Origin of the sequence: Flagellimonas hadalis (genome assembly GCF_007785775.2) — a bacterium.
Taxonomy (GTDB): Bacteria; Bacteroidota; Bacteroidia; order Flavobacteriales; family Flavobacteriaceae; genus Flagellimonas; species Flagellimonas hadalis.
In genome coordinates this window covers 16,237-38,617 of the sequence record NZ_VNIK02000015.1, presented here as the reverse complement: position 1 = coordinate 38,617, position 22,381 = coordinate 16,237, and the positions used below count along the sequence as shown (strand labels likewise).

Here is a 22,381-nt window from a genome sequence, read left to right as displayed (position 1 = left end):
TTTTAAAATGTGAAGTTGATACCCAGTGTAAATGTCCTAATGGTGGGATATTTATCCCTTTCATCATTGCCAGGCGCCAATCCATCCCGGTTTACTTCTGGGTCGATTCCCTTATATTTTGAAAAGGTCGCCAAGTTCAGGCCAGAGGCATAAATGCGGAAGGTCTGGGCAAACTTGACCGCATCCTTGGGAAGGGTGTACCCTAACGTAACGTTGTCAATCTTCAAAAAGTCACCATCTTCCACATAATGGCTCACAAAACGCTGTACGTCCTGGAGAACCGCCTTGCCATAGACCAAATCGTAGGCAGAATCCAAGGTGTTGTAACCTATGGTCGGGTTCTCATAGAACATACGGGAGAAATTCAAGATCTGGTAATCCAATGCCCCTCTCAGGTTGAACATAAGGTCCCAGTTCTTGTATTTCATGGTGTTGTTCCAGCTATAGTATGCCTTGGGGAGTCCATTGCCCAACACCTGACGGTCATCGTTGGTGGCCTCTGTGGCAGGCACCCTTGTGCCATCCGGCCTCTCAATGATCCATATCCCATCATCCGTGATGTCCACACTCTTCAATCCGAAGAAATTACCGATGGGCTGCCCTTCCTGGACCCTGTGGGTCGCAATCTGAATGGGCTCTCCCGTATATCCTTGATCGAAGAAATCGTTGGTCAATTGGAATTCATCATTGGATAGGGAAACAATCTCATTGGAATTGGTGGAATAGGTCAAGTTGGCCGTCCATTGGAAATTCTCAGTTTGGAACGGGGTCACGTTCACCAGGAATTCCAGACCGGAGTTCTTGATCTGTGCGACGTTGGCCGCAATGCTGCCATAAAAATAAGGGGGAGTGGGAACGCTATAGTTGAACAATGCATCCTTGGTTGTCCTATTATAATAGTCCACGGAACCATTGATGCGTCCATCCAAAATCCCAAAATCCAGACCGACGTTAAATTCCTCTTTCTTTTCCCAACGCAAATTGGGGTTGGCATTACGGGAAGGCACCAACTGTCTTACCCATTCGCCATTGTTCAAGAAATAGTCCCCATAGGTAAGGCCGCTCAACGACTGGTATCTGGCCCCTGCATTGGTACCGGTCACACCAAATCCTGTCCGTAGTTTCAAGTTGGACAACCAATCCCAATTATCTGCAAAGGACTCTTGGTCAATACGCCATCCCAAAGAAATACCGGGGAAATTACCCCATTTGTAATCCTCACCAAAACGGGTGGACCCTTCACGGCGCATACTGGCCATCAAAAGATAGCGGTCATCATAATTATAGGTGACCCTGGAGAAGAACGCAATCAACTTATCCGCATTCTTGTAACTGCCCATACCACCTTCTCCAAGCTGGAGGCCTTGTCCACTGCCCAGGTTATTATAGGTGAATCCATCGGTGGGAAACCTACGGTTGGTGGCCCAGAAACCTTCGTTCATGTTGTCCTCGTAGTTATACCCCACCAGTGCCGTTACCTTGTGGGCACCAAAACTGTTGTCGTAATCCACGGTGAACTGACCATAGTTCCCTACGTAATTATCCGTACCCCTTGAGGCGAATCCCCCTTGTCCATTTTCAGTGGTGGACACGTGGTTCTTGGTCTGGTAGAAGCCCCTGATATTGGTCTCCCCTTTTCGGGTATACAGACCTTTTACGGTAAGATGGTCCCCAAAATCATAGCTCATGGATAAATCTATCCTACTGGTTCGGTATCGGTTCTCCCCAAAGGTTTCCTCAATATAGGAAACCGGGTTGTCATAGAAATATACGGCCCTTTCAAACCAGCTCCCGTCCTCGTTACGGATGGGCTCCGTTGGGTTATGGATAATGGCCTGACGGTAAATGTAGGGGTTGAAGCTATCCCCATCACCCAATGCATTGTATACCTGCTCACTCAAGATGACACCAACATTGGTCTTCAATTTGTTGTCGAACATGGCATGGTTCACATTGATCCTGCCTGTATATTTTTCATTGTTGGATTTCAGAAAGATTCCTTCAATATCCCTATAGTTGATAGAGGCGGTCATGTTCGAAGTGGAATTGCCCCCCCTGAAGATAATGTTGTGTACTTGGCTGAAGGCATCCCTGGTGATTGCATCCACCCAATCCGTATCGTCTCCAAAATCCTGTAGGTTGGCACCGGTAAACGTGTAGCCCTCATTGAATTTTTCCCTGAGCTCGGACGCGTTCAAAAAGTCCATCCTATCCGCAATGGTGGCCAAGGAAGCATAACCATTGTATTCAATGGTGGATTTCATGTCATTGGTTCCTTTTTTGGTCGTAATGATGATCACCCCATTGGTTCCCCTTGTACCATAGATTGCAGTGGCGGAACCATCCTTTAGGACATCGATGGATTCGATATCCTCAGGCGCAACTGTGTTCAAGCTGCCCGGAACGCCATCCACCAACACCAAGGGATTGGATCCTCCAGATGATAAAGTCGATATACCCCTCAAACTGATCTGCGTACCTTCTGTCGGGTCCCCTGAAGGTGCCGAAACGGACAGACCCGCCACCTTACCTTGGATCAGTTGTGCCGCATCCCTAACGTTGCCCTGCACAAAATCCTCTGCCTTTACCGTGGCCACCGAACTGGTCACGTCGGCACGTTTTTGGGTTCCATAACCGATTACCACCACTTCCGAAAGTTGCTGAAGATCCTCTTTCAGCATCACATTTATAGTGGCTCCCCGAACGGGAATCTCCTGGGCCACAAAGCCCAAATAGGAAAACACCAACACCGCATTGGATTCCGTAGTGGTGATCTCAAAGTTCCCATCAAAGTCCGTGACGGTACCATTGCTGGTGTTCTTTTGCATAACCGCCGCCCCTGCAATGGGGATTCCCTGCTCATCAGTAACAGTACCGGAAACCCTCTGTTGGGAGAATCCGGCATGTACCGCAAAAAGGCCGAACATGGCAAACAAAACCAGTTTTTTGAAACGATTTGTTCCCTGACATTCTTTGAATAAAAAGCTAGCCAATTTCATAAATACATTTTTAGTTTGTTTAGTTAATTCCTCGTACGAAAAACACCGTTCTTAATTTTCAAAATTCATCAAAAATTAATAAGCGTTGTTTTTACACTTGTAAATGTAACTTTATGAAATTGAAGATTAGTGGAAATATTATCCTGTTTTGATACTATATTGATCTTTTAAGGTGTTTTTTGGGGATTTAGCCAAAAAATTCTATCAAAAACTGAGTTACAAGTATATTTTTTACACTTTTTATAGTGCCGCAAAAATTCAATTATCCACCTATCATTCCAAGGTTGATGGAACATTTACTGGCGGAATGAGCTAACTTTGACCAATGAGCATCCTCTCCCTATTCAAAAAGATCCTTCCCTTCATAAAACCCTATAAGTGGTTATTGATCGCTACATTGTGCCTGACACTCATAGGCTCGGTGATGGCACAGGTGAATGCCTACATCTTGCGCTACACAGTGGACGAACTCACCGTCATCACCCAAAACCCCGACCCCATGCAACAAGGGGCGCGTCTCCTGCTTATTATCAGTATAATACTTATTGCCAAGGAACTCATCTATGCAGCTATACAGTTCGGTCAAAAATTTTATGGTGAAAAACTGCGTATTTTTATTTCAAGGGACTTTGCGCAATTGGTGGTCGATAAGATCCTATCTTATCGCATGGCCTTCTACACGGCTTCCAACAATGAAAGTGGCAAGCTGCAGACCAGGATAGACATGGGCATCTCCAGCCTTACCCGATTGGTCAGGAATTTTTTTATAGACATTCTCCCTCTTTTTGCCAATGCATTGCTCGCACTCATTGCCATGTTCAATGCCAATGTTTGGGTGGGACTGGTGAGCCTCAGTATCATCCCCATCTACTTTTATGTGAGCAACCTACAGGCCAAAAGGTTGAGCGGTTTCCGCCGTTCCCTTCGCAACTATAGGGAAACCAAGAGCAATGCCATCATCAGCATCATCAATTCCATAACGGTCATCAAATCCTTTACACGTGAGCCGCTTGAGGCGGACAAACATGAAAAGATCCAGTTTGACATGACCGAGAACCAAATGAAGACCAGGCACACCAGTTTCATGTTCGACAGCATCAAATCCATGCTGGAGCAGGTCGGGGTCGTCGTAGTCATTATTCTCACCGCTTTTTTTGTATTGAACGGCACCATGAGCATCGGTGCCATTATGTTCCACATCATGCTGTTTGGCAATGTCACCAGCCCCATCCGACAACTGCACCGAATCTATGACGAGATCAACGATGCGCTCATCTACTCCGAATCGTTCTTCGAGATCATGGAAGCCGATGACGAAAAGGAGACTTCGGGGAGCTACATCCCCTCGGAACTGAAGGGCAACATCGAACTGAAAAATGTCGATTTCACGTATCCCAATGGCACCAAGGCACTGCACAATGTTTCCATGACCATTCCTGCCAATACCATCACTGCCCTGGTGGGACTCAGCGGGGCCGGAAAAAGTACCGTGGTGAACCTGTTGGACAAATTCTATCAACCCCAGTCGGGAAAAATCCTCTTGGACAATGTAGATTTAATGGAGTATGACACGAATTGGCTCAGGAACAATATCGGATTGGTGCTACAAAGAAACCATATTTTCCATGGCAGCATCAAGGAGAACATCCTGTACGGAAAACCCAATGCCACCGATGACGAAGTGTTCTTGGCTGCAAAAAAGGCACATATCCACGATCAGGTCATGGAATTGCCCAAAGGGTATGACTCCGAGGCCAACCTACTTTCGGGCGGACAGCAGCAACGCATTTCCATAGCCCGAATGTTCCTAAAAAATCCTCCCATCATCTTTTTGGATGAGCCCACGGCCAGTTTGGACGCCATTGCCACCCAAGAGATCAAGAACAGTCTGGACGCCATCAAAAAAGACCGCACGGTGATTATTATCTCGCACAGCATCTCCCAGATCATTGATGCGGAAAACGTGGTCGTAATGGACAAGGGCCGGGTAATGGAACAGGGTACCCATGAGCAGCTCTATGCCCAGAACGGCAAATACCACGAGATTTTCAGTGCCATGGCCAGCAGTCTCAACCTCGACAAAATCTCTGACACCTTGAACGATCAACAGTAATGGCCCATCCGTTTGGTAACTGTTTACTTTATATCTAATTTCAGGGTCGATTAGGAATCATCGTTTTGTACACCATCATCGACATAGAGACCACGGGGAACGGTATCAAAGGCAACAAGATCACCGAAATCTCCATTTTCAAACACAATGGAAACCAGGTTGTGGACGAGTTCACTTCCTTGGTGAACCCTCAATGCCACATTCCGCATTTTATTACCGGCCTCACGGGTATCGATGACCAAATGGTACAGGATGCACCCACTTTTTCCGAAATAGCAAACAACGTTCTGGACATGACGGAAAGCTGTGTCTTTGTAGCCCACTCCGTAAATTTTGACTATGGGGTGATCAAGGAGGAGTTCAGGCAGATCGGGGTCGATTTTACAAGAAAAAAACTGTGTACCGTCCGATTGTCCCGAAAGCTCATCCCCGGATTGCAATCCTACAGCTTGGGAAAACTGTGCTCTGCCATCCAGATTCCGTTGGTGGACCGGCACAGGGCCCGGGGCGATGCCCATGCCACCGTACTGCTCTTTCAAAAATTGATGGCCTTTCCAACTTCCGAAAGTGTCTTCAAGCAATTTTTGAACGCCCGGAGCCAAGAGTCCACCCTCCCACCCCACCTGCCCAAATCCGTTTTTGAAAAGATTCCCCCAAAACCGGGCATCTATTATTTCAAGAACCAAGAAGGCAAGATCATTTACGTCGGAAAGGCCATCAACCTGAAAAAAAGGGTGCTCGGACACTTTTATGACAAAAGCGTGAAGGAAACCCAGATGTGCAGTGAAACGGCCGATATCGACTTTAAACTTTCTGGCAACGAACTGGTCGCCCTGTTGATGGAATCCGCCGAAATCAAACGGCTTTTTCCGCCCTACAACCGCGCCCAAAAACGCACGGTTCGTCAATATGCGATTTTTGCCTACGAGGACAGGAACGGTATTGTGCACTTGGCCTACAACACCATCAAAGGTGTTCCCAACCCGCTAAAGATTTTCTACAACCAGACCGATTGCAGGGCTTATTTGGAAGAATTGTGCAAAAATTTTGCGCTTTGTCCCAAGTATTGCCATTTGCAGCAGACGAACGCCGCCTGTTCCCATCACCAGATCAATACCTGTGAAGGCATCTGCAGAGGCGAGGAAGCCGTGGCATCCTACAACGAAAAAGTACAGGAAGCCATTGACCACATGAGGATGTTGGCCTCTGAAGTGAAGATCATCAAGGAAAAGGGCAGGGATGAAACTGAAAATGCCGTAGTGCTCATCTCTGAGGGAATATATAGAGGCTATGGCTTTATTGACAGTGATGTGGAGATCAATTCATTTGATGATATCGAGGCATTCATCACCCCACAAAAGAATACGGTGGAAACGGACAGCATTTTGGCCACCTATTTGTTGAAACACGCCAAGACCAACGTTTTGATCCCTTAAAATAGTTTTGCTAAGCCCCTGGTTTCAAGCTGACCTTAAATGTTGCTGTTCCGTCCAAATGCAGAAAGCCTTCGTGCAGGTGGGATTGTTCCACATCATAAGGATAAAACGAAATCGGCTCGATGCAGACCATATTTTTTACCTCTGTCCAGCACATGAAGTTTCCAAAGCCTTCCGTCTCTATGGTGATCTGCTTGCTATCCTTTAGGGTGATGGAAGTGCAATCGGGCACTTTTAGTGCCCTGTTCCCAACGGCCAAAACCTCATCCAGGGAAATTTCCCTGTCCTTGGCCACGATCTTTGGGGAACTGGAATGCAGCTTAAAAGCGGGATGGTACCCCAACATGAAGGGCATTCCCTTTTCGCCCGTGATCTTGAAGGTAATTTCCAGCCCGTCATCCTTCAACTGAAAGGATTTTTCAAAAACAAAATCGTAGGGCCACACCAATTGGGGTTCAGTGGATTTATCGGGGTATTTGGAATTGTTTACGGTCGTGCCCGCATGGTATCGCTTTGCAAAAACTGCCGAAGTTTCGGTTTGCGATTCTAATCCGTATGGCATTTGGCGCAATAATCCATGTTGATCCTGCACTGGCTCCCCTTTGGGTGTCTTCACCCTGAAATTGGCCTCGTTCACTGGGCCGATGATGGGGAACATCTCCGTATCGGAACTCCCCCAACCCGGACTTCCCTTTTGGTGGATGAACTCATGCCCCTCGACCACAAAACTCACCAGTTCGCCTGCATCGATTCCCACAGTATATGTATTGTTCTTAAGTTGTGTCATGGTATGGTATAGATCAATCTAGATTTCAAATACTACTCAAACTGTATGGCCTTCACCGGAGTTATCTTGGTGATGATGTAGGATGGCACCAAGAGCATCAATAGACAAAGGAGCATCACCCCAACATTCAGTAGCAAAATGGTCGGCAGATCAATGCTCACGGGGATATATTCGATGTAATATTCTTCTGGATTGGGAAACTTGAACATGCGATACTTGTCCTGAAGAAAAATGAACCCCAACCCTATTGCATTGCCCCAGAAAAGTCCGATGGCGATCAAATAGGCCGCATTGTAAAGGAACACTTTTCTAATGCTCCAATTGGCAGATCCCAAAGCTTTCAAAATCCCAATCATTTGGGTGCGTTCCAAGATCAAGACCAAAAGGGCCGTGATCATGTTGATCCCCCCCACTATGATCATGATCCCGATGATGAGGGCAATGTTGAAGTCAAAAAGGCCCAACCATTCAAAAATCCGATAGTACTTCGTTTGGATGTTCTGGGTGTCCAAGCTCGAAACCGTTTTGCCGTAGATTTCATTGCTCTTTTCCTCCAGTTGGTCAAAATCATCCAAGAAAACCTCAAAATTACCGATTTGGTCCTCTTCCCACTTGTTCATTCGCTGGATGTGACGGATATCCACAAAGACATAGGTGGCATCGAACTCCTCAAAGCCACTGTCATAGACCCCCACAATCTTGAACCGTCGGTTGTTGGGTATTTGCGAAGCATCATCATCTTTCAGAAAAAAGGAAAAAAAGGTATCCCCCACTCCCAATTGCAAACGATTGGCCATTCGTCTGGAGATCAAAACCTCATCGTTCAGCTTCCCGGAATAATCTGGCAACCTACCCTCCACGAGAAAATCCTTAAAGGCAGTCCAATCATAATCTGTGCCCACTCCCTTGGCCAACATTCCTTCAAAAGTATCTTCCGTGCGAATGATCCCACCTTTGGTGGCCACTGCTTGGACATGGCGTACCCCATCCACATTTTTGAATGTGGGATAAAAATCCTGATGGATGGAGATGGGTGAGACCGAAACCTCTGAACTGTTGTTGTCGTAGTTGGAAACTTGGATATGCCCGTTGAAGGCCGCGATTTTCTCCCTGATTTTTTGTTTGAGCCCAACACCAGTGGCAATGGCAATGAGCATCATCACCACGCCGATGGCAATCGCCGCTATGGCAATTTTTATTATCGGGGCGGAAATACTAATTTTATGCTCCTTCCCTGTGATCAGGCGCTTGGCAATAAACAATTCTAAATTCAACGAATGCCCATTTTATCTAAATTCAAAAGTACAGTTTTATTGTTGTTTTTGATGCTTTCCTCCTGCAAGGGCCAACAAAAACAGGATGAGGTTTCTGCAAACCCATCAAAAACGGAACCCCTTCCTGAAATAAAAGTCGCAGCGAATCGGACAGAGATTTATCTCCCCATGCTCCAAGGGAAAAAAGTCGGTGTGGTGGCCAACCCCACCAGCGTTGTGTTCCATGGAAATGGGCATACCCACTTGGTGGATTCCCTGCTTTCGCACCAAATTGATGTAAAACAGGTTTTTGCGCCCGAACATGGTTTTCGGGGCACGGCCGATGCAGGGGAGCATGTAAAGGATGGTGTGGATTCACAAACAGGTCTTCCCATTGTTTCATTGTACGGAAAAAACCGAAAGCCCTCCAAAGCGCAATTGGAAGAATTGGATGTGGTGGTATTTGACATTCAGGATGTGGGCGTACGGTTCTATACCTATATTGCCACATTGCAATTGGTGATGGAAGCCTGTGCGGAAAACGGAACCCCTATTATTGTGCTGGACCGGCCCAACCCGAACGGACATTACGTGGATGGCCCCACCATGATGAAAGAACACGCAGGCTATCTTGGTCTGAACCCAATACCTTTGGTGTATGGTATGACGATGGGCGAATATGCTCAGATGCTCAATGGGGAAGGATGGTTGGAAAACGGCCTAAAGGCCGACCTTACCGTGGTTCATTTGGAGAATTATACACATGCCTCCGAGTACCATTTGCCCATTCGGCCTTCGCCCAATCTGCCCAATGATGTTTCCATTACCCTTTATCCCAGTTTGGGGCTTTTTGAAGGCACCAACGTGAACGCGGGTCGCGGCACCGAGTTTCAGTTCCAGCGTTATGGAGCTTCCTTCATGGACAGTACCCAGTATGATTTCAAATATGTGCCAGAACCCAACTTCGGTTCCAAAAGCCCGAAAGAGCAAGGCAAGGTCTGTTATGGCAAGGATCTTTCCCAAACACCACGAATGAACGAAGTGACCATGGAATGGATCATTGATGCGTATGAAAACACCATGGATAAATCCAAATTCTTTTTAACGGATGGATTTACCAAACATGCTGGAACTCCCCTACTCCAAAAACAAATTGAACAGGGCATGACCAACGAAGAAATCAAGGCCACTTGGCAAGATGACCTGGAAAAATTCAAAAAAATCAGGGAGAAGTATTTGATCTATAATTGATTTTCGGTAGTCGGTCTCCGGTATTTATGAAATGGCTGTTTTAAAAGTCCTTTGATGCTGCTGTTCTCTTTTTCGTCCGGGAATGTATCCACGCCATAGACAATGTCCTTTACGTCCAAGGTCATGTAGGTCCCGAAAAGTCGGTCCCAGATGGAGAAAATATTGCCATAATTGGAATCTGTGTAGGGCAACTGGTAATGGTGGTGCACTTTGTGCATGTCCGGGCTCACCACAAACCAACTGATGGCATTGTCCACCTTTTTGGGCAAACGGATATTGGCATGGTTGAATTGCGAGAACACCACGGAAAGACTCTGGTAGAGCATGATGATGCCGATGGGTGCACCCACGATCAAAACACCTATTAATGTAAAAATATATCGGATCAAGCTTTCCAGCGGATGGTGCCTGTTGGCCGTGGTCGTATCCACATTATGGTCGGAGTGGTGCACCAAATGGACCATCCAAAGCGGCTTTACCTTATGCTCCACCCAATGTGCCGTGTAGGCGCCGATCAAATCCAAGAGCATTACCCCCAAGAGCACGTAGAGCCACAAGGGCATTTCCGGCAACCAATTGATGATCCCAAACTGGTTTTCCACGGCCCAATCCGAGGATTTCAGCAAGAGAAACGCCAACGGAAAGTTTACGATGATGGTGGTCAGGGTGAAAAAGAAATTGGGAACGGAATGCCTCCATTTTTTATAGGGCACATTGAACAAGGGCACGATTCCTTCCAAAACCCAGAAAAGAGTGATGCCACCCACCAAAATCAAGCTTCGGTGCAAGGATGGGATGGTCTCAAAATAGGATATGATCTGCTCCATATCCCCAAATATAAAAAATCGTCAAATTTTTATGCTTTTTTTCATCGCTTCCACAATGTTAAAAGCTGCGGGGCATATGGCAACGTTCTTCAACGTGAGATTACTGATCTGTTGGAACTTTTTACGGTCGGTGTGTGGAAATTCGCGACAGGCCTTTGGCCTTACCTCATAAATGGAACAATAATTATCGGCACCTAAAAAAGTGCAGGGAACCTCTTGGAGCACATGGTCGTTCTCTTCGTCGATCCTCAAATACCGATCTATGAACTGGGAAGGTTTCATCCGGAAATGTTTCGCGATGCGTTCAATATCGGCATTGGTGAACAGCGGACCCGTGGTTTTGCAGCAGTTGGCACAGGTGAGGCAGTCCGTGCGCTGGAACTCATCATCATGCAGTTCCTGCATCATGTAGTCAAGGTCCTTGGGCGGCTTTTTTTTCAGCTTCGCAAAAAACTTCTTGTTTTCCGCATGCTTTTCCTTGGCCCTTTGCGGCATTTCTTCCAAAAATTCGTCCATAACAGCACAAACTTATCCATTTTAAACCTTTCCAAGCAATTAAAGTCAGACCTTTGCAGAAACTATTCCGACCCATGGCAGACGTTTTTGGCAAGGCGTTGATGGACTTTCAACACGGCAAATATACCGAGGACATAAAAACCTATTCCTCTTTGGATGAAGAGGATATCATTCCCATACCCTATCTGTTCCGCGATTTTGACGAGATGCCCAAAATGGAGCAAATGGCCCTGCAAATGGCCCGTGGAAAGGTACTGGACGTTGGTGCTGGTTCGGGAAGCCATGCCCTTTATCTTCAACAAAAAGGTCTTGACGTTACCGCTCTGGACAACTCGGAGGGATGTATCTCTGTGTGCAGGGAACGTGGCATAGCCAACACCGTAAAAAGTCCCATCTCGGAGTATAGCAATGATAAATTCGATACCCTCCTTTTGCTGATGAACGGCATAGGATTGGCAGGAACTTTAAATCGATTAGATGTTTTTTTGCTGCATTTGGCCTCATTATTGCGGCCCAATGGACAAATCCTATTGGACAGTAGCGACATCATCTATATGTTCGATCAAGATGAAGATGGTGGGTACTGGATTCCTGACAATGGTGGGTATTATGGCGAAGTGAACTTTACCATGGAATACAAGGGATTGAAAAGTGAGCCTTTTGACTGGGTCTATGTGGATTTCAATACCTTGCAGAATGCTTGTTCGGCAAACCATCTAAATTGTGAGCTTGTTATGGAGGGCGAACATTATGATTACTTGGCCAAACTTACCGTAAACCCATAATAGATTCCATTGCGCAACGTTTTTATTTCATATTGAAGATGATGAAAAAGAAAATTATCCTTTACCCTTTCCTTGCCCTTCTCGTGTTTATGGGCTGTTCCAAGGATGCAGAAAATCCCTCTGGTTCGTCGACGAGTGTCGATAAATCGGCCAATTTGTTGACTACGGGGGCATCTGCAAATGATATTTTATCGAACAACACCTTTGACAAGCTACTCATTGAAATTGCCTATGTATCAGGTTTTCAGCCCACAGTAGATGGCATTGACACCCTGGAGGAATTTATTAAGGCTAGGACCTTTAAGGAAGAGGTGGAATTCAAATATACCCCGCTTTCTTCTCCCAACGAGGAAACCCTTACCCTGAATGAGGTGGCCGAATTGGAAAGGGACAACAGGACAGCTTATAATGATGGCAGCACCCTGGCCATTTACATTTATTTTGCCGATGCCCCCGCCGATAGTGATGACGAAAGTGAAAATCTGGTTACTTTGGGTGCAGTTTATCGCAATACATCCATGATCATCTACGAATCTACAGTGCGGGACTTGGCTAGCAGAAGTGCGGTCATTTCCGTTGCTGACCTGGAAGCAGCAACACTCAACCATGAATTTGGACACCTATTGGGCCTTGTGGATTTGGGCACTGACCCTGTCCATCCTGAACATGAGGATACAGAAATTGGTGAAAATGATGTGGAAACCGGCAACAACCACTGCAACGTGGAAGGCTGTTTGATGCGAGCCGAGCTCCAGTTTGGAGGTCCCATGATGAAAGCCATGCAAAGCAATGTTTCCAAAGGACTGACCACCGTGCCCCAATTGGATGCCGAATGTCTTTTGGATCTTCAGAACAATGGAGGGCGTTGAGTTCTTGGTATTAAGGAATGTTCAAATACTTATGGGTCTGCAATGAAACCTTCCACTTGGGGTTTTTCATAACGTAGTCCACGATCAAGGGAACCATCTTATCGCGAACACTCCATTCCGGTTGTAGATAGAGAATACAGTTTTCACCCACTTCGGCCGCCTGTTCTTCCGCGAATATGAAATCGTGCTTGTTGTACACGATCACTTTGAGTTCATCCGCTTTTTTGGCGATATCCCCCACGGGCAATTTGTTCTTTTTGGGAGAAAGACAGATCCAATCCCAAACTCCCGTCAGCGGGTAGGCACCCGAAGTCTCGATATGGGTTTTCATCCCTTCTTTCTTGAGGCCTTGGGTCAAAGGTGCCATATCCCAGGTCAAGGGTTCACCACCTGTTATGACAATGGTATCTGAATATTTTTTTGCATTGGCAATAATACTGTCAATAGCCGTGGGTGGATGGGTCTCCGCATTCCAGCTTTCCTTGACATCGCACCAATGGCAACCCACATCGCAACCGCCCACCCGAATAAAATAGGCGGCCGTTCCCTTGTGGAACCCTTCTCCTTGGATGGTATAAAATTCTTCCATCAAGGGAAGCATCAGCCCCTTGTCCACCAATTCCATCACGTTTTCTTCCATCATGGTGCAAAGATAATGCTAAGAAATTGCAATATGATGCAACTTGTCCATTATTGCTTTAAGGTGAAATGTCCTTGCTTATGATGTACCGCTCCATGAACATCCAGCAGTTCCATAACGTACCAATAATCGGAAGGTGGTAAAGGTTTTCCATCATATAACCCATTCCAACCTTCGACCATCGGGTCTCTTTGAGCAAGCAACTTTCCGTAGCGGTCATAAATGTAAAATGCCCCACTCTGATAAAATTCCTCCGTGACCCCCAAAACGTTCAACCGATCATTGACATTGTCATTATTCGGGGTAAAGAATTTTGGGACGCCCGTGACCCCAACTCGGATCATATCCGAACCACAGCCATTCACATCCATAGCATAGAGGGTATAAAGTCCGGGTTCCAAATCGGTAAAAACACCTTCCTGCTGCATGTCACCAAACGGACCATCCAATGAAAACACATAGGATCCCAGACCCAATTGCCCATCTTGGTGCAAAACGGTTATGGTCCCCGTTTCCCCATCATCCTCGACGCGCACATATTGGGGCAACAAGTTGGGAGGTCCCGATTCATGGACTTGAAATAACATAGGTTCCGATGCACATCCATGCTCCGAGATGGCCACTATACTATAGGAGCCTTGTTGCGAAATGGTATTGAAATCGGCATTTCCTATGGGTTGACCATTGGCATCATACCATTCGTATTGATAATCCCCATCCGCGCCGAAGGGTTGCACCGTTACACTACCTCCCGTACAGAAAATATGGTTTTCTTCCACCTCAAAGGATGGGATTGGGTGGACCGTCAACAACAAATGCTGCCCTACCCCATAGCAAGTTCCCGACTGTTCATCTTCCACACGGACATAGACCAGTTCGGAATAAGGTGTTGTATTGGAATGGGTATTGGTTGCGACAATTTTGTTTCGATTCAAATAGGCATCGTCCTCATTTTGGTAAAAGGAAATGGATAGATCTTGACCATTGGGAAACTGCGAAAGAATGGCCCCGGCCGCTTCCTCCAAATCGAATGAAGTTATGCCATCTGCCATACCCTGATCGCAGGATTCCAGTTCAAACTGATAGTCCTGGGGCAGTGAGGTCGTTGTCACATCCAAAAACAACCTGCCCACCGAATGGCAATACTCCCCGGAACCTTCGGCCCTAAAATAAAGTTCATTAGCCGTGCTATTGTTGAAAAGTGTAGCGGTCTGTGGGTTCACATTGTTTTCGGCATCACTTTCGGACAAATGGAATGTGATGTCCAAATTGACGTGGTCCGGCCCGATGAGATACACATATTGGGTAAGGTCGAAATCCATGAAGCCATCGAGCACTCCATCAGAATCACAATTGGTGATGGTAAAGCCATCATTGATGGACGGTCTTTGTTTCACAATCGCCTCCACGGCCACCCGTTCCCCTGTCAGGCATCCATTGTAGGAAGCCAAGGCATAAAAAGTGGTGCTTTGGGTCAACCACGGGGTCTGGAATGTAGTGCCCGTTGCCAAGGGAACCCCTCCATCTTCCACATCGAACCACAAAATATCACCCATGCTCGCTTCGGCCTGCAAAATCACTTCTCCCGGTCCGCAAATAGTGCCTGATGTAACTTCCAGTATTTTGGGCGTGCTTATTTTGGTACTGGCCGAAAGTGTCAGGGTTGGGTCACCCGGAAGTCCCCCATATTCCACAATATACCCCTTGGGCTGAAAATCCCCCATAGTGTCCCCGGTAATGGCCAAATCGTTCCAAGAACCTGTTATGCCAACCCCAGGAGCTGTGATATGGGCATAATCCTCATCTCCCAAATTATTGGGCTCCATGGTGTTCCAAAAAGCAAAGTTTGGACTGCTCCCGCTATAGGCCCCGTTCCAGAAAATCTGCCCTTGCTCAGGACCTGTCATCCACCTCCAGACTCCTTCTGTCTGCTCATCAGATCCTCCGATCCATCCTGTACCTGCAGCTTGCTCCCCAGTAAGTTGGGCCTCTGCATCCGAGGTTATGGTGGCCAAATACCCCTGTAAACCAAAAAAAGTCCTGTTCCCTGCAGCAGTCCTGGCATCGTCCCATCGTATGCCCAGTGCGGGCACATACTCATAGTAATGCTCCGTTTCCGGCAAATAGTTGGCACTCCCAATAGTGAGCGAAAAATATTTTTCTTCCACAGGAGCTTCGGCAGTGCTCACAAAAACGATGTCTTGCACAGCTGCTATCAAATCGGAATAGGAAACTGTCCCTCCAGAGGGTCCCCTTACGGTAAGTTTTCCTTCTTGGGCATCCCATGCCGTAGTCACCAATGGATGATTGTTCGTCAGCTGCAATTGATCATACCCTCTCTCATAGCCCGTGGAAATTTGAATGTAGAATGCATCTATTTCAGTGTCGTCCGGGTCAACTATATTGAAAGAAGTGGCTATTGGGATAGAAGTTTCCGGACAATAGACCTGATCACCGGTCGCAGTTACTTCCGGGGCCACATTGTTCTGTGCTTGAACAAAAGAGAGTAATGGGAACAAGAAAGCAATGATGCCGAACAACCTTACTTTTTGCATACTGATCTTAAAAAACGGTATTCCTTGCATGGACCTCACCTTCTGCTATGAAATTGACAAAGTAAGACAAAGGTTCCAATTTTACCAGTCAATTGCTCCATATCTTCGACCATGCACCCCTAAGAATCACTTTACCGCAATAACATCGATCTCAATTTTTCCATTGGCGGCAATACCACTTGCAGCAAAAGTGGTCCTGGCAGGTTTGTTCGTGAAATGTTTGGCATAGACTTCGTTGAAAGCCGCAAAATCATCCATGTTGGCCAAGATCACGGTACACTTCACCACATTTTTCAGTCCCAATCCATGTTGTGCCAATACCGCCTCAATGTTTTTGATGGTCTGTTCCGTTTCGGCCTGTATCCCACCTTCGACCACTGTGCGCGTGGTATGGTCCATCCCGATCTGCCCAGCCAAAAAGAACAGGTTTCCCGCCTGTACCACATCACTGAAGGGAGCGTCCTGCTTTTTGGGTTCGTGGGATTTGTGAAAAATGACCTCGGTATTTTCCTGGGCATGGGCAGTGGCCAATAACCCACTGACTAAAACAACCAGTAGTGTATGTTGAAAAGCTTTCATGATCTCACTTTCAGTTTTGCTTAAAATTACCCTATTTTTATCGGAAATTGAACAGCATGGGCAACAAAGAAAAATTCTTTGCAGAGATAGAACAAGGCTATGCCATGAAAGGGGATTACATTACCCTTGGTGCTGGCATGCTGGATGGCGAGGCCATCACCAATGCCTTGATAAATGTTCCCCTGAAAACCCTTAACCGACACGGCCTCATTGCCGGGGCCACGGGTACGGGAAAGACCAAGACCCTTCAGGTGTTGGCCGAAAACCTATCGGACAAAGGCATTCCCGTATTGCTTATGGACCTCAAGGGTGATCTTAGCGGCATTGCCCAGCCTGGCCCGGGACATCCTAAAATTGATGAACGTCACCAGAAAATCGGGATTCCCTTTGAACCCAAAAGTTTTCCTGTGGAGATTTTGTCCCTTTCCGAACAAGGAGGCGTCCGCTTGAGGGCCACGGTTTCAGAATTTGGACCCGTGCTGTTGTCCAGGATCCTTGACCTTTCAGAGACCCAAGAAGGCATAGTTGCCGTGGTGTTCAAATATTGTGATGACCACAAACTACCGCTACTGGATCTGAAAGATTTTAAAAAGGTGCTGCAATATGCGACCGAAGAGGGCAAGGACGAATTCCAATCGTCCTATGGGCGCATCTCCACCAGTTCCACAGGTACCATCTTGAGAAAGATCATTGAACTGGAGCAGCAAGGGGCAGACCTTTTCTTTGGCGAAAAGTCCTTTGAGGTGGACGATTTGGTCCGAATTGACGAAAAAGGAAGAGGATACATCAACATTATCCGATTGACGGACATTCAGGATCGTCCCAAACTGTTCTCCACATTCATGTTGAGCCTATTGGCCGAGATTTATTCCACCTTTCCAGAACAAGGGGACAGTGACAGGCCCGAACTGGTGCTCTTCATAGACGAGGCCCATCTTATATTCGACAACGCATCCAAGGCACTTTTGGACCAAATTGAAAGTATCGTAAAACTGATCCGTTCCAAAGGAATAGGGCTCTATTTTGTGACACAGAACCCAACCGACGTTCCCGATGACGTATTGGCCCAATTGGGATTGAAGGTACAGCATGCGCTCCGCGCCTTCACTGCCAAGGACCGAAAAGCCATCAAACTGACGGCACAGAACTATCCCATTACCGAGTTCTATGACACCTCAGAGGTACTCACCTCGCTCGGGACCGGAGAAGCTCTTGTTTCTGTATTGGACGAAAAGGGCAGGCCCACACCGCTGGCCGCGACCCTAATGCGGGCCCCCATGAGCCGAATGGATATCTTGACCGATGATGAGCTCAAAAATGTACTGGAACAATCCAAATTGATCAAAAAATACAATGAGGAAATAGACCGCGAAAGTGCCTATGAAATCCTCAATGAAAAAATTGAAAAAGCCGAAAAAGAGGCAGAAAAAGAAAAAGAACAACGCCCCACCAGCAGGTCTTCATCCACTAGAAGGAGTGCCCGAATGAACCCTGTGGTCAAAGTATTGACCAGTGCCACCTTTATCAGGGGTGTAATGGGCGTGCTAAAAAAAATGATGCGATAATTTTTATGAAAAGAACTACTAAAATACTGGTGCTGATGCTAGGCATGGCATCGATTCAATCCTGTCAAAAAGATACCACATTTTTAATCACCGAAAACAGTGTGGGACCGCTGTTGCAAACCACCAAAGTAAGTGAGTTGGAATCGGTTTTTGCCCATGATTCCATTGTTCAGGACACTACGGCCATAAAACTGGGTGACTCCAACAAGAAAATAGAGGTATTTGAAAAAGGAGGTAAGCATCTTCTGACCCTGACGCCCAGCTCGGACAGCATCCCGACCATTGAAAACATTCGGATCTTAGATCCTCGCTATGTTTCCGAAAACGGTATCGGGCTCCAAAGCACGTTCAAAGACATTGAAAAAATGTACAAGTTCAAGAAAATAGTGACCACTTTGAACAGCATCGTGATTTTCCCAAAGGGAAGCAACCTATATTTCACCATAGATAAACAGGAACTGCCCTCAGAACTCAGGTTTACCACTTCCACCATTGAAGCGGTGCAGATCCCTGAGGATGCCAAGATCAAGTATCTTATGGTCGGCTGGGAATAAACTCCGGCCTTGGGCTATTTATTCCAATCCATATCTCTTTCGATTGGCCATAACTTTGGGGCTGTTGTCGTGCATCCATTCGGCCAGGTCCAAGAGTTTATCCACATACAAGCGGCCAAATTCGGTAAGGTTGTACTCGACCCTGATGGGCACTTCGGGGTAGGCCTTTCGCTCAATATAGCCATCGGCCTCGAGCACTTTTAGGCGTTGGCTCAGCACCTTATTGGAAATGCCATACACATATTTTTTGAGCTTATTGAACCGGAGTACGGAAAAATACCCCAGCCAAAGAAGTATCAAAATGCTCCACTGGTCCGATGCCACGGACATCACATCCCTTACCGGACAAAGTTCGGGCGGGTTTCTGTAATCGATGTGGCCGAACATTTTTTCCAATTTTTTAATAGTCCTAACTTTCTGATTTTCAACAACAGTTTCCATTCCCATACCTAGTTTTGCAACAGTGACTTCTTTTTTGTTCAAAAATGAATCTGTACTTTTAGTATCAAATACAGAGTAAGTTACAAAAAGAAACCTGAATGAAAAAACTGCTCAACAAGATAATGCCGTTGGCCTACGGCCAATACTACAATACCTATTCATTGATCGCCCCAAAAAAAGCGGCCAACCATGCGTTCCATCTGTTCTGCACGGTAAGGAAGGGTCGGGTGCTGCCACAACAGGCCGAATATCTTGAAAAGGCAAAGCTAAAAGTAGAAAATGTGGCCGACCATCACTTGCAGGTGTATCATTGGCCAGGAAGCAAGGAAACCGTTCTTCTGGTCCATGGTTGGGAGAGCAATACCTTCCGTTGGCGCAACCTCATCAAAAAACTTCAGGCGGCCGATTTCAATATCATTGCCTTTGACGCCCCTTCCCATGGCCATTCTTCGGGAAAATATTTGTATGTGCCCCTATATGAGGAGGCAGTGGACCATATGGTCAAAAAGTATGGCCCAAAACACCTCATCGGCCACTCGGTGGGGGGGATGACCATTATGTACAACCAATATAAAAATCCTTGTCCCAATGTGGAAAAAATGGTCACCATTGGCTCCCCTTCGGAGTTTCAAGAGATCATGGATCATTTCCAGACCCTATTGAGGTTCAACAACCGGGTGATGGGCCACTTGGACAATTATGTGATGGACCGGTTCGGTTTTAGGATCCGTGAATTTTCCACTTCAAGTTTTGCGAAGTCCATCGACAAAAAGGGCTTGCTTTTCCATGATCGATTGGATGCGATTACACCCTACCATGCCTCTGTTCAAGTGAACGCCAATTGGAAGGGAAGTTCCTTGGTGAGCACGGAAGGATTGGGACACTCCATGCACCAAGATGATGTGAACGATCAGATCATCTCTTTTTTGGAAGCCTGAAAAAGTTGTCCTACTTTTCAGAAAAATTTTCCATGCAGAACGTAACTCCTTTTCACGTGGCCATTCCTGTGCACAATCTGGATGAGTGCAGGACTTTTTATAGGGAAATCCTTGAATGTGAGGAAGGCCGGAGCAGTGACCATTGGGTAGATTTCAACTTGTTTGGGCACCAACTCGTCATCCACTACAAACCAAAATCCGAAGAGGAACTCCACACCAATCCCGTAGATGGGAAAAATGTGCCCGTTCCACACTATGGCGTGGTCTTGCCATGGGATGTGTTCCAATCCTTTTCCAAAAAACTGGAAAGTAAGGGCATTGCCTTTGTCATTGAGCCCTACATTAGGTTCAAAGGGGAAGTTGGGGAGCAGGCCACCATGTTCTTTTTGGACCCTGCGGGAAATGCACTGGAATTCAAGGCCTTTAAGGATATGGGGCAATTGTTTGCCAAATGATCAGGCCAGCGTGAGCCCCTTTCTACGTACCCAAAAATGGGCAAATATGATATTGGGCACCCAACAGAGCCAGGCCACAATTTTATAGGCCAACAGAAATTCCCCTAAAATAATCGTTAGCAAAGGCAACCAAATACGAAGGGTGACCGCTGCAAAACAGGCTGCATAGCTATAAATCATCATGCCTTGATGAAGGGATACATCTTTTTTTCGTATGGCTGCATACGCTCTGATGGTCGTGAACAGCCAAACGATTCCCAAACTGATAAACCCTAAGGAAGGGACAAGTCCCCCCGAAGCATAAAACCCAATGTACACGCCACAAATTCCACTCACCAAAGCGGATAGGACATAGATTTTTCCCAAGTTTCTATGGAGATCCAGTTTTTTGGTCCTGAGCTTTTTGCTGAATTGGGACCAGCCCGTCAAAAGGGCCAACCCACCAAATACTATATGCCCGAAAAAGCCGATTCTCCAGATTATATTGGCCGATATGTCCTTGGATTTCCCTTGCAAAAGGCCAAATTCTTCTGCCGAAAAGAAGTACATCAACGGGTAGAGCCCTATCCCTATGGCCAAAATGGCAAATACGGCCCAAGCTGTTTTGTTCCTGACGGATCCAGGCATAACGTTATGATTTATAGGTAGGTAAGTTATCGATTATTTGACAACTAAAATAAGATTCTGCAACAGAATTCGTTATGATGTACAGAACAGGCCGCAGTGCCATCCCAAATGTTACCTTTATGAAAACAATTCTACTTTTGATCACCGTGCTTTTTTCGTCCATGGCCATATCCAGTTGCACCAACGATGAAGGTGAGACTGAATTTGACCGCATCACCCCAGAAGAGGAGCAACAGACTGCTTTAGCAAAAACGGAGCAAAAAGAACAGGTGCACTAAGCCTGTTTGGACTTGTGCCTTTCCCTGGCCAATAAGGTGTTTTGGAGGAGCATGGCAATGGTCATAGGCCCCACTCCGCCAGGAACAGGGGTAATATAGGATGCTTTTTTACTTACCTTCTCAAAATCGACATCCCCGGTGATGTAGTATCCTTTTTCGTGGGAATCATCGGGAACACGGGTAATGCCCACATCGATGATGGTGACTCCATCTTTCACCATGTCTTCCTTTAGGAAGTTGGGAACCCCCAATGCCGACACCACAATGTCCGCCTGAAGGGTCAGTGCTTTAAGGTCCTTGGTCCTACTATGGGTAAGGGTGACTGTGGAATCGGCCGCCTTTCCTTTTTGGCTCATCAAAATACTGATGGGCCTTCCCACGATGTGGCTCCTACCGATCACGACGGTGTGTTTTCCTGCAGTTTCCACATTGTACCTGCGCAACAGTTCCATGATACCAAAAGGGGTCGCCGGGATAAAGGATTCCATATCCAAGGCCATCTTACCGAAATTGGTGGGGTGGAATCCATCCACATCCTTATCGGGGTCCACGGCAAGCAGTACTTTCTGTTCATCGATATGTTTGGGCAATGGCAATTGCACAATATACCCATCAATATCAGGATTGGCGTTCAAGTCTGCTACCTGCTTCAACAAAGCTTCCTCGGTGGTATCTTCGGGAAGGTGGATCAAGGTTGATTCAAAACCGATTTTTTTACAGGAGCGTACCTTGCTGCCCACATAGGTGAGACTGGCCCCATCGTTACCGACAAGGACCGCGGCCAAGTGAGGAACCTTCTCCCCTCTTTCCTTCATTTGAGCCACCTCAACGGCGATTTCTTCTTTGATTTGGTTGGATATTTTTTTTCCGTCAAGGATTTCCATACTCGTTATTTGGTTTTGATCATTTTCAA

Annotated in this window: 21 protein-coding genes; 10 read left to right on the top strand and 11 right to left on the bottom strand. The window is 46.6% G+C overall.

Annotated elements, in window-relative coordinates:
• Positions 1–2 precede the first annotated feature (2 nt).
• Positions 3–2,927, bottom strand: coding sequence for a SusC/RagA family TonB-linked outer membrane protein (locus FOT42_RS16310; protein ID WP_226789927.1), 2,925 nt, complete (start codon positions 2,925–2,927; stop codon positions 3–5).
• A gap of 397 nt (positions 2,928–3,324) precedes the next feature.
• Here FOT42_RS16310 and FOT42_RS16305 point away from each other — a divergent pair, with 397 nt between their 5' ends.
• Both FOT42_RS16305 and FOT42_RS16300 read left to right on the top strand, forming a co-directional pair.
• On the top strand, positions 3,325–5,112 hold the full coding sequence (locus FOT42_RS16305) for an ABC transporter ATP-binding protein (protein ID WP_151891585.1): 1,788 nt from the start codon (positions 3,325–3,327) through the stop codon (positions 5,110–5,112).
• 65 nt (positions 5,113–5,177) lie between these two features.
• Positions 5,178–6,548 carry an exonuclease domain-containing protein gene (locus FOT42_RS16300; RefSeq protein ID WP_151891584.1) on the top strand — a complete coding sequence of 457 codons (1,371 nt, stop codon included), beginning with the start codon at positions 5,178–5,180 and terminating at the stop codon, positions 6,546–6,548.
• A gap of 10 nt (positions 6,549–6,558) precedes the next feature.
• Here FOT42_RS16300 and FOT42_RS16295 read toward each other — a convergent pair whose 3' ends face one another.
• Complete coding sequence (locus FOT42_RS16295) at positions 6,559–7,335, bottom strand: aldose epimerase family protein (protein WP_151891583.1); 777 nt, start codon at positions 7,333–7,335, stop codon at positions 6,559–6,561.
• Between the two features lie 32 nt (positions 7,336–7,367).
• Positions 7,368–8,609 carry an ABC transporter permease gene (locus FOT42_RS16290; RefSeq protein WP_151891582.1) on the bottom strand — a complete coding sequence of 414 codons (1,242 nt, stop codon included), beginning with the start codon at positions 8,607–8,609 and terminating at the stop codon, positions 7,368–7,370.
• Between the two features lie 3 nt (positions 8,610–8,612).
• Here FOT42_RS16290 and FOT42_RS16285 point away from each other — a divergent pair, with 3 nt between their 5' ends.
• Positions 8,613–9,839: an exo-beta-N-acetylmuramidase NamZ family protein gene (locus tag FOT42_RS16285; protein WP_151891581.1), complete on the top strand. Its 1,227-nt coding sequence runs from the start codon at positions 8,613–8,615 to the stop codon at positions 9,837–9,839.
• Here FOT42_RS16285 and FOT42_RS16280 read toward each other — a convergent pair.
• Both FOT42_RS16280 and FOT42_RS16275 read right to left on the bottom strand, forming a co-directional pair.
• Positions 9,830–10,666: a sterol desaturase family protein gene (locus tag FOT42_RS16280; protein ID WP_151891580.1), complete on the bottom strand. Its 837-nt coding sequence runs from the start codon at positions 10,664–10,666 to the stop codon at positions 9,830–9,832. The two genes, FOT42_RS16285 and FOT42_RS16280, sit on opposite strands and share 10 nt — an antisense overlap.
• A gap of 21 nt (positions 10,667–10,687) precedes the next feature.
• On the bottom strand, positions 10,688–11,182 hold the full coding sequence (locus FOT42_RS16275; protein WP_151891579.1) for a YkgJ family cysteine cluster protein: 495 nt from the start codon (positions 11,180–11,182) through the stop codon (positions 10,688–10,690).
• Positions 11,183–11,256: 74 nt separating this feature from the next.
• On the opposite strand from FOT42_RS16275, the gene FOT42_RS16270 reads away from it, so the two are divergent.
• Together FOT42_RS16270 and FOT42_RS16265 are read left to right on the top strand one after the other, a co-directional pair.
• Entirely contained in the window at positions 11,257–11,967 is a 711-nt protein-coding gene (locus FOT42_RS16270; protein ID WP_151891578.1) for a class I SAM-dependent methyltransferase, read from the top strand.
• 41 nt (positions 11,968–12,008) lie between these two features.
• Complete coding sequence (locus FOT42_RS16265; RefSeq protein WP_151891577.1) at positions 12,009–12,836, top strand: hypothetical protein; 828 nt, start codon at positions 12,009–12,011, stop codon at positions 12,834–12,836.
• 10 nt (positions 12,837–12,846) lie between these two features.
• Here FOT42_RS16265 and FOT42_RS16260 read toward each other — a convergent pair whose 3' ends face one another.
• The 3 genes from FOT42_RS16260 to FOT42_RS16250 form a co-directional block, all read right to left on the bottom strand.
• The gene (locus tag FOT42_RS16260; RefSeq protein ID WP_151891576.1) at positions 12,847–13,479 is read right to left on the bottom strand and encodes a 7-carboxy-7-deazaguanine synthase QueE; all 633 of its coding nucleotides are present in this window, start codon (positions 13,477–13,479) and stop codon (positions 12,847–12,849) included.
• Positions 13,480–13,526: 47 nt separating this feature from the next.
• A complete protein-coding gene (locus FOT42_RS16255; RefSeq protein ID WP_226789926.1) occupies positions 13,527–16,031 on the bottom strand; it encodes a T9SS type B sorting domain-containing protein in 2,505 nt (834 codons plus the stop codon).
• A gap of 126 nt (positions 16,032–16,157) precedes the next feature.
• Positions 16,158–16,610: a RidA family protein gene (locus FOT42_RS16250; RefSeq protein ID WP_151891574.1), complete on the bottom strand. Its 453-nt coding sequence runs from the start codon at positions 16,608–16,610 to the stop codon at positions 16,158–16,160.
• A 56-nt stretch (positions 16,611–16,666) separates the two neighbouring features.
• On the opposite strand from FOT42_RS16250, the gene FOT42_RS16245 reads away from it, so the two are divergent.
• A complete protein-coding gene (locus FOT42_RS16245) occupies positions 16,667–18,175 on the top strand; it encodes a helicase HerA-like domain-containing protein (RefSeq protein WP_151891573.1) in 1,509 nt (502 codons plus the stop codon).
• 5 nt (positions 18,176–18,180) lie between these two features.
• On the top strand, positions 18,181–18,729 hold the full coding sequence (locus FOT42_RS16240) for a hypothetical protein (protein ID WP_151891572.1): 549 nt from the start codon (positions 18,181–18,183) through the stop codon (positions 18,727–18,729).
• 18 nt (positions 18,730–18,747) lie between these two features.
• On the opposite strand, the gene FOT42_RS16235 is transcribed toward FOT42_RS16240, so the two are convergent.
• Positions 18,748–19,170: a winged helix-turn-helix transcriptional regulator gene (locus tag FOT42_RS16235; RefSeq protein WP_151891571.1), complete on the bottom strand. Its 423-nt coding sequence runs from the start codon at positions 19,168–19,170 to the stop codon at positions 18,748–18,750.
• Positions 19,171–19,268: 98 nt separating this feature from the next.
• Between FOT42_RS16235 and FOT42_RS16230 the strand changes: the two genes are divergently transcribed.
• Together FOT42_RS16230 and FOT42_RS18145 are read left to right on the top strand one after the other, a co-directional pair.
• Positions 19,269–20,108 (top strand): alpha/beta fold hydrolase, encoded by an 840-nt coding sequence (locus FOT42_RS16230; RefSeq protein WP_151891570.1) that lies wholly within the window; start codon positions 19,269–19,271, stop codon positions 20,106–20,108.
• A gap of 32 nt (positions 20,109–20,140) precedes the next feature.
• Positions 20,141–20,563, top strand: coding sequence for a VOC family protein (locus FOT42_RS18145; protein WP_192938422.1), 423 nt, complete (start codon positions 20,141–20,143; stop codon positions 20,561–20,563).
• Here FOT42_RS18145 and FOT42_RS16220 read toward each other — a convergent pair whose 3' ends face one another.
• The gene (locus tag FOT42_RS16220) at positions 20,564–21,190 is read right to left on the bottom strand and encodes a DUF2306 domain-containing protein (protein ID WP_151891568.1); all 627 of its coding nucleotides are present in this window, start codon (positions 21,188–21,190) and stop codon (positions 20,564–20,566) included.
• A 119-nt stretch (positions 21,191–21,309) separates the two neighbouring features.
• Between FOT42_RS16220 and FOT42_RS18140 the strand changes: the two genes are divergently transcribed.
• On the top strand, positions 21,310–21,468 hold the full coding sequence (locus FOT42_RS18140) for a hypothetical protein (protein ID WP_192938421.1): 159 nt from the start codon (positions 21,310–21,312) through the stop codon (positions 21,466–21,468).
• On the opposite strand, the gene FOT42_RS16215 is transcribed toward FOT42_RS18140, so the two are convergent.
• The gene (locus tag FOT42_RS16215; protein WP_151891567.1) at positions 21,465–22,352 is read right to left on the bottom strand and encodes a bifunctional 5,10-methylenetetrahydrofolate dehydrogenase/5,10-methenyltetrahydrofolate cyclohydrolase; all 888 of its coding nucleotides are present in this window, start codon (positions 22,350–22,352) and stop codon (positions 21,465–21,467) included. The genes FOT42_RS18140 and FOT42_RS16215 overlap by 4 nt on opposite strands.
• Between the last annotated feature and the right edge of the window lie 29 nt (positions 22,353–22,381).

Excerpts from the sequence above, each read along its gene's own strand:
- FOT42_RS16235 (WP_151891571.1), bottom strand. The coding sequence starts at position 19,170 with ATGGAAACTGTTGTTGAAAATCAGAAAGTTAGGACTATTAAAAAATTG.
- FOT42_RS16275 (WP_151891579.1), bottom strand. The coding sequence starts at position 11,182 with ATGGACGAATTTTTGGAAGAAATGCCGCAAAGGGCCAAGGAAAAGCAT.
- FOT42_RS16255 (WP_226789926.1), bottom strand. The coding sequence starts at position 16,031 with ATGCAAAAAGTAAGGTTGTTCGGCATCATTGCTTTCTTGTTCCCATTA.
- FOT42_RS16215 (WP_151891567.1), bottom strand. The coding sequence starts at position 22,352 with ATGGAAATCCTTGACGGAAAAAAAATATCCAACCAAATCAAAGAAGAA.
- FOT42_RS16270 (WP_151891578.1), top strand. The coding sequence starts at position 11,257 with ATGGCAGACGTTTTTGGCAAGGCGTTGATGGACTTTCAACACGGCAAA.
- FOT42_RS16250 (WP_151891574.1), bottom strand. The coding sequence starts at position 16,610 with ATGAAAGCTTTTCAACATACACTACTGGTTGTTTTAGTCAGTGGGTTA.
- FOT42_RS18145 (WP_192938422.1), top strand. The coding sequence starts at position 20,141 with ATGCAGAACGTAACTCCTTTTCACGTGGCCATTCCTGTGCACAATCTG.
- FOT42_RS16265 (WP_151891577.1), top strand. The coding sequence starts at position 12,009 with ATGAAAAAGAAAATTATCCTTTACCCTTTCCTTGCCCTTCTCGTGTTT.
- FOT42_RS16220 (WP_151891568.1), bottom strand. The coding sequence starts at position 21,190 with ATGCCTGGATCCGTCAGGAACAAAACAGCTTGGGCCGTATTTGCCATT.
- FOT42_RS16310 (WP_226789927.1), bottom strand. The coding sequence starts at position 2,927 with ATGTTCGGCCTTTTTGCGGTACATGCCGGATTCTCCCAACAGAGGGTT.
- FOT42_RS18140 (WP_192938421.1), top strand. The coding sequence starts at position 21,310 with ATGAAAACAATTCTACTTTTGATCACCGTGCTTTTTTCGTCCATGGCC.
- FOT42_RS16280 (WP_151891580.1), bottom strand. The coding sequence starts at position 10,666 with ATGGAGCAGATCATATCCTATTTTGAGACCATCCCATCCTTGCACCGA.
- FOT42_RS16295 (WP_151891583.1), bottom strand. The coding sequence starts at position 7,335 with ATGACACAACTTAAGAACAATACATATACTGTGGGAATCGATGCAGGC.
- FOT42_RS16230 (WP_151891570.1), top strand. The coding sequence starts at position 19,269 with ATGAAAAAACTGCTCAACAAGATAATGCCGTTGGCCTACGGCCAATAC.
- FOT42_RS16245 (WP_151891573.1), top strand. The coding sequence starts at position 16,667 with ATGGGCAACAAAGAAAAATTCTTTGCAGAGATAGAACAAGGCTATGCC.
- FOT42_RS16260 (WP_151891576.1), bottom strand. The coding sequence starts at position 13,479 with ATGATGGAAGAAAACGTGATGGAATTGGTGGACAAGGGGCTGATGCTT.
- FOT42_RS16305 (WP_151891585.1), top strand. The coding sequence starts at position 3,325 with ATGAGCATCCTCTCCCTATTCAAAAAGATCCTTCCCTTCATAAAACCC.
- FOT42_RS16285 (WP_151891581.1), top strand. The coding sequence starts at position 8,613 with ATGCCCATTTTATCTAAATTCAAAAGTACAGTTTTATTGTTGTTTTTG.
- FOT42_RS16240 (WP_151891572.1), top strand. The coding sequence starts at position 18,181 with ATGAAAAGAACTACTAAAATACTGGTGCTGATGCTAGGCATGGCATCG.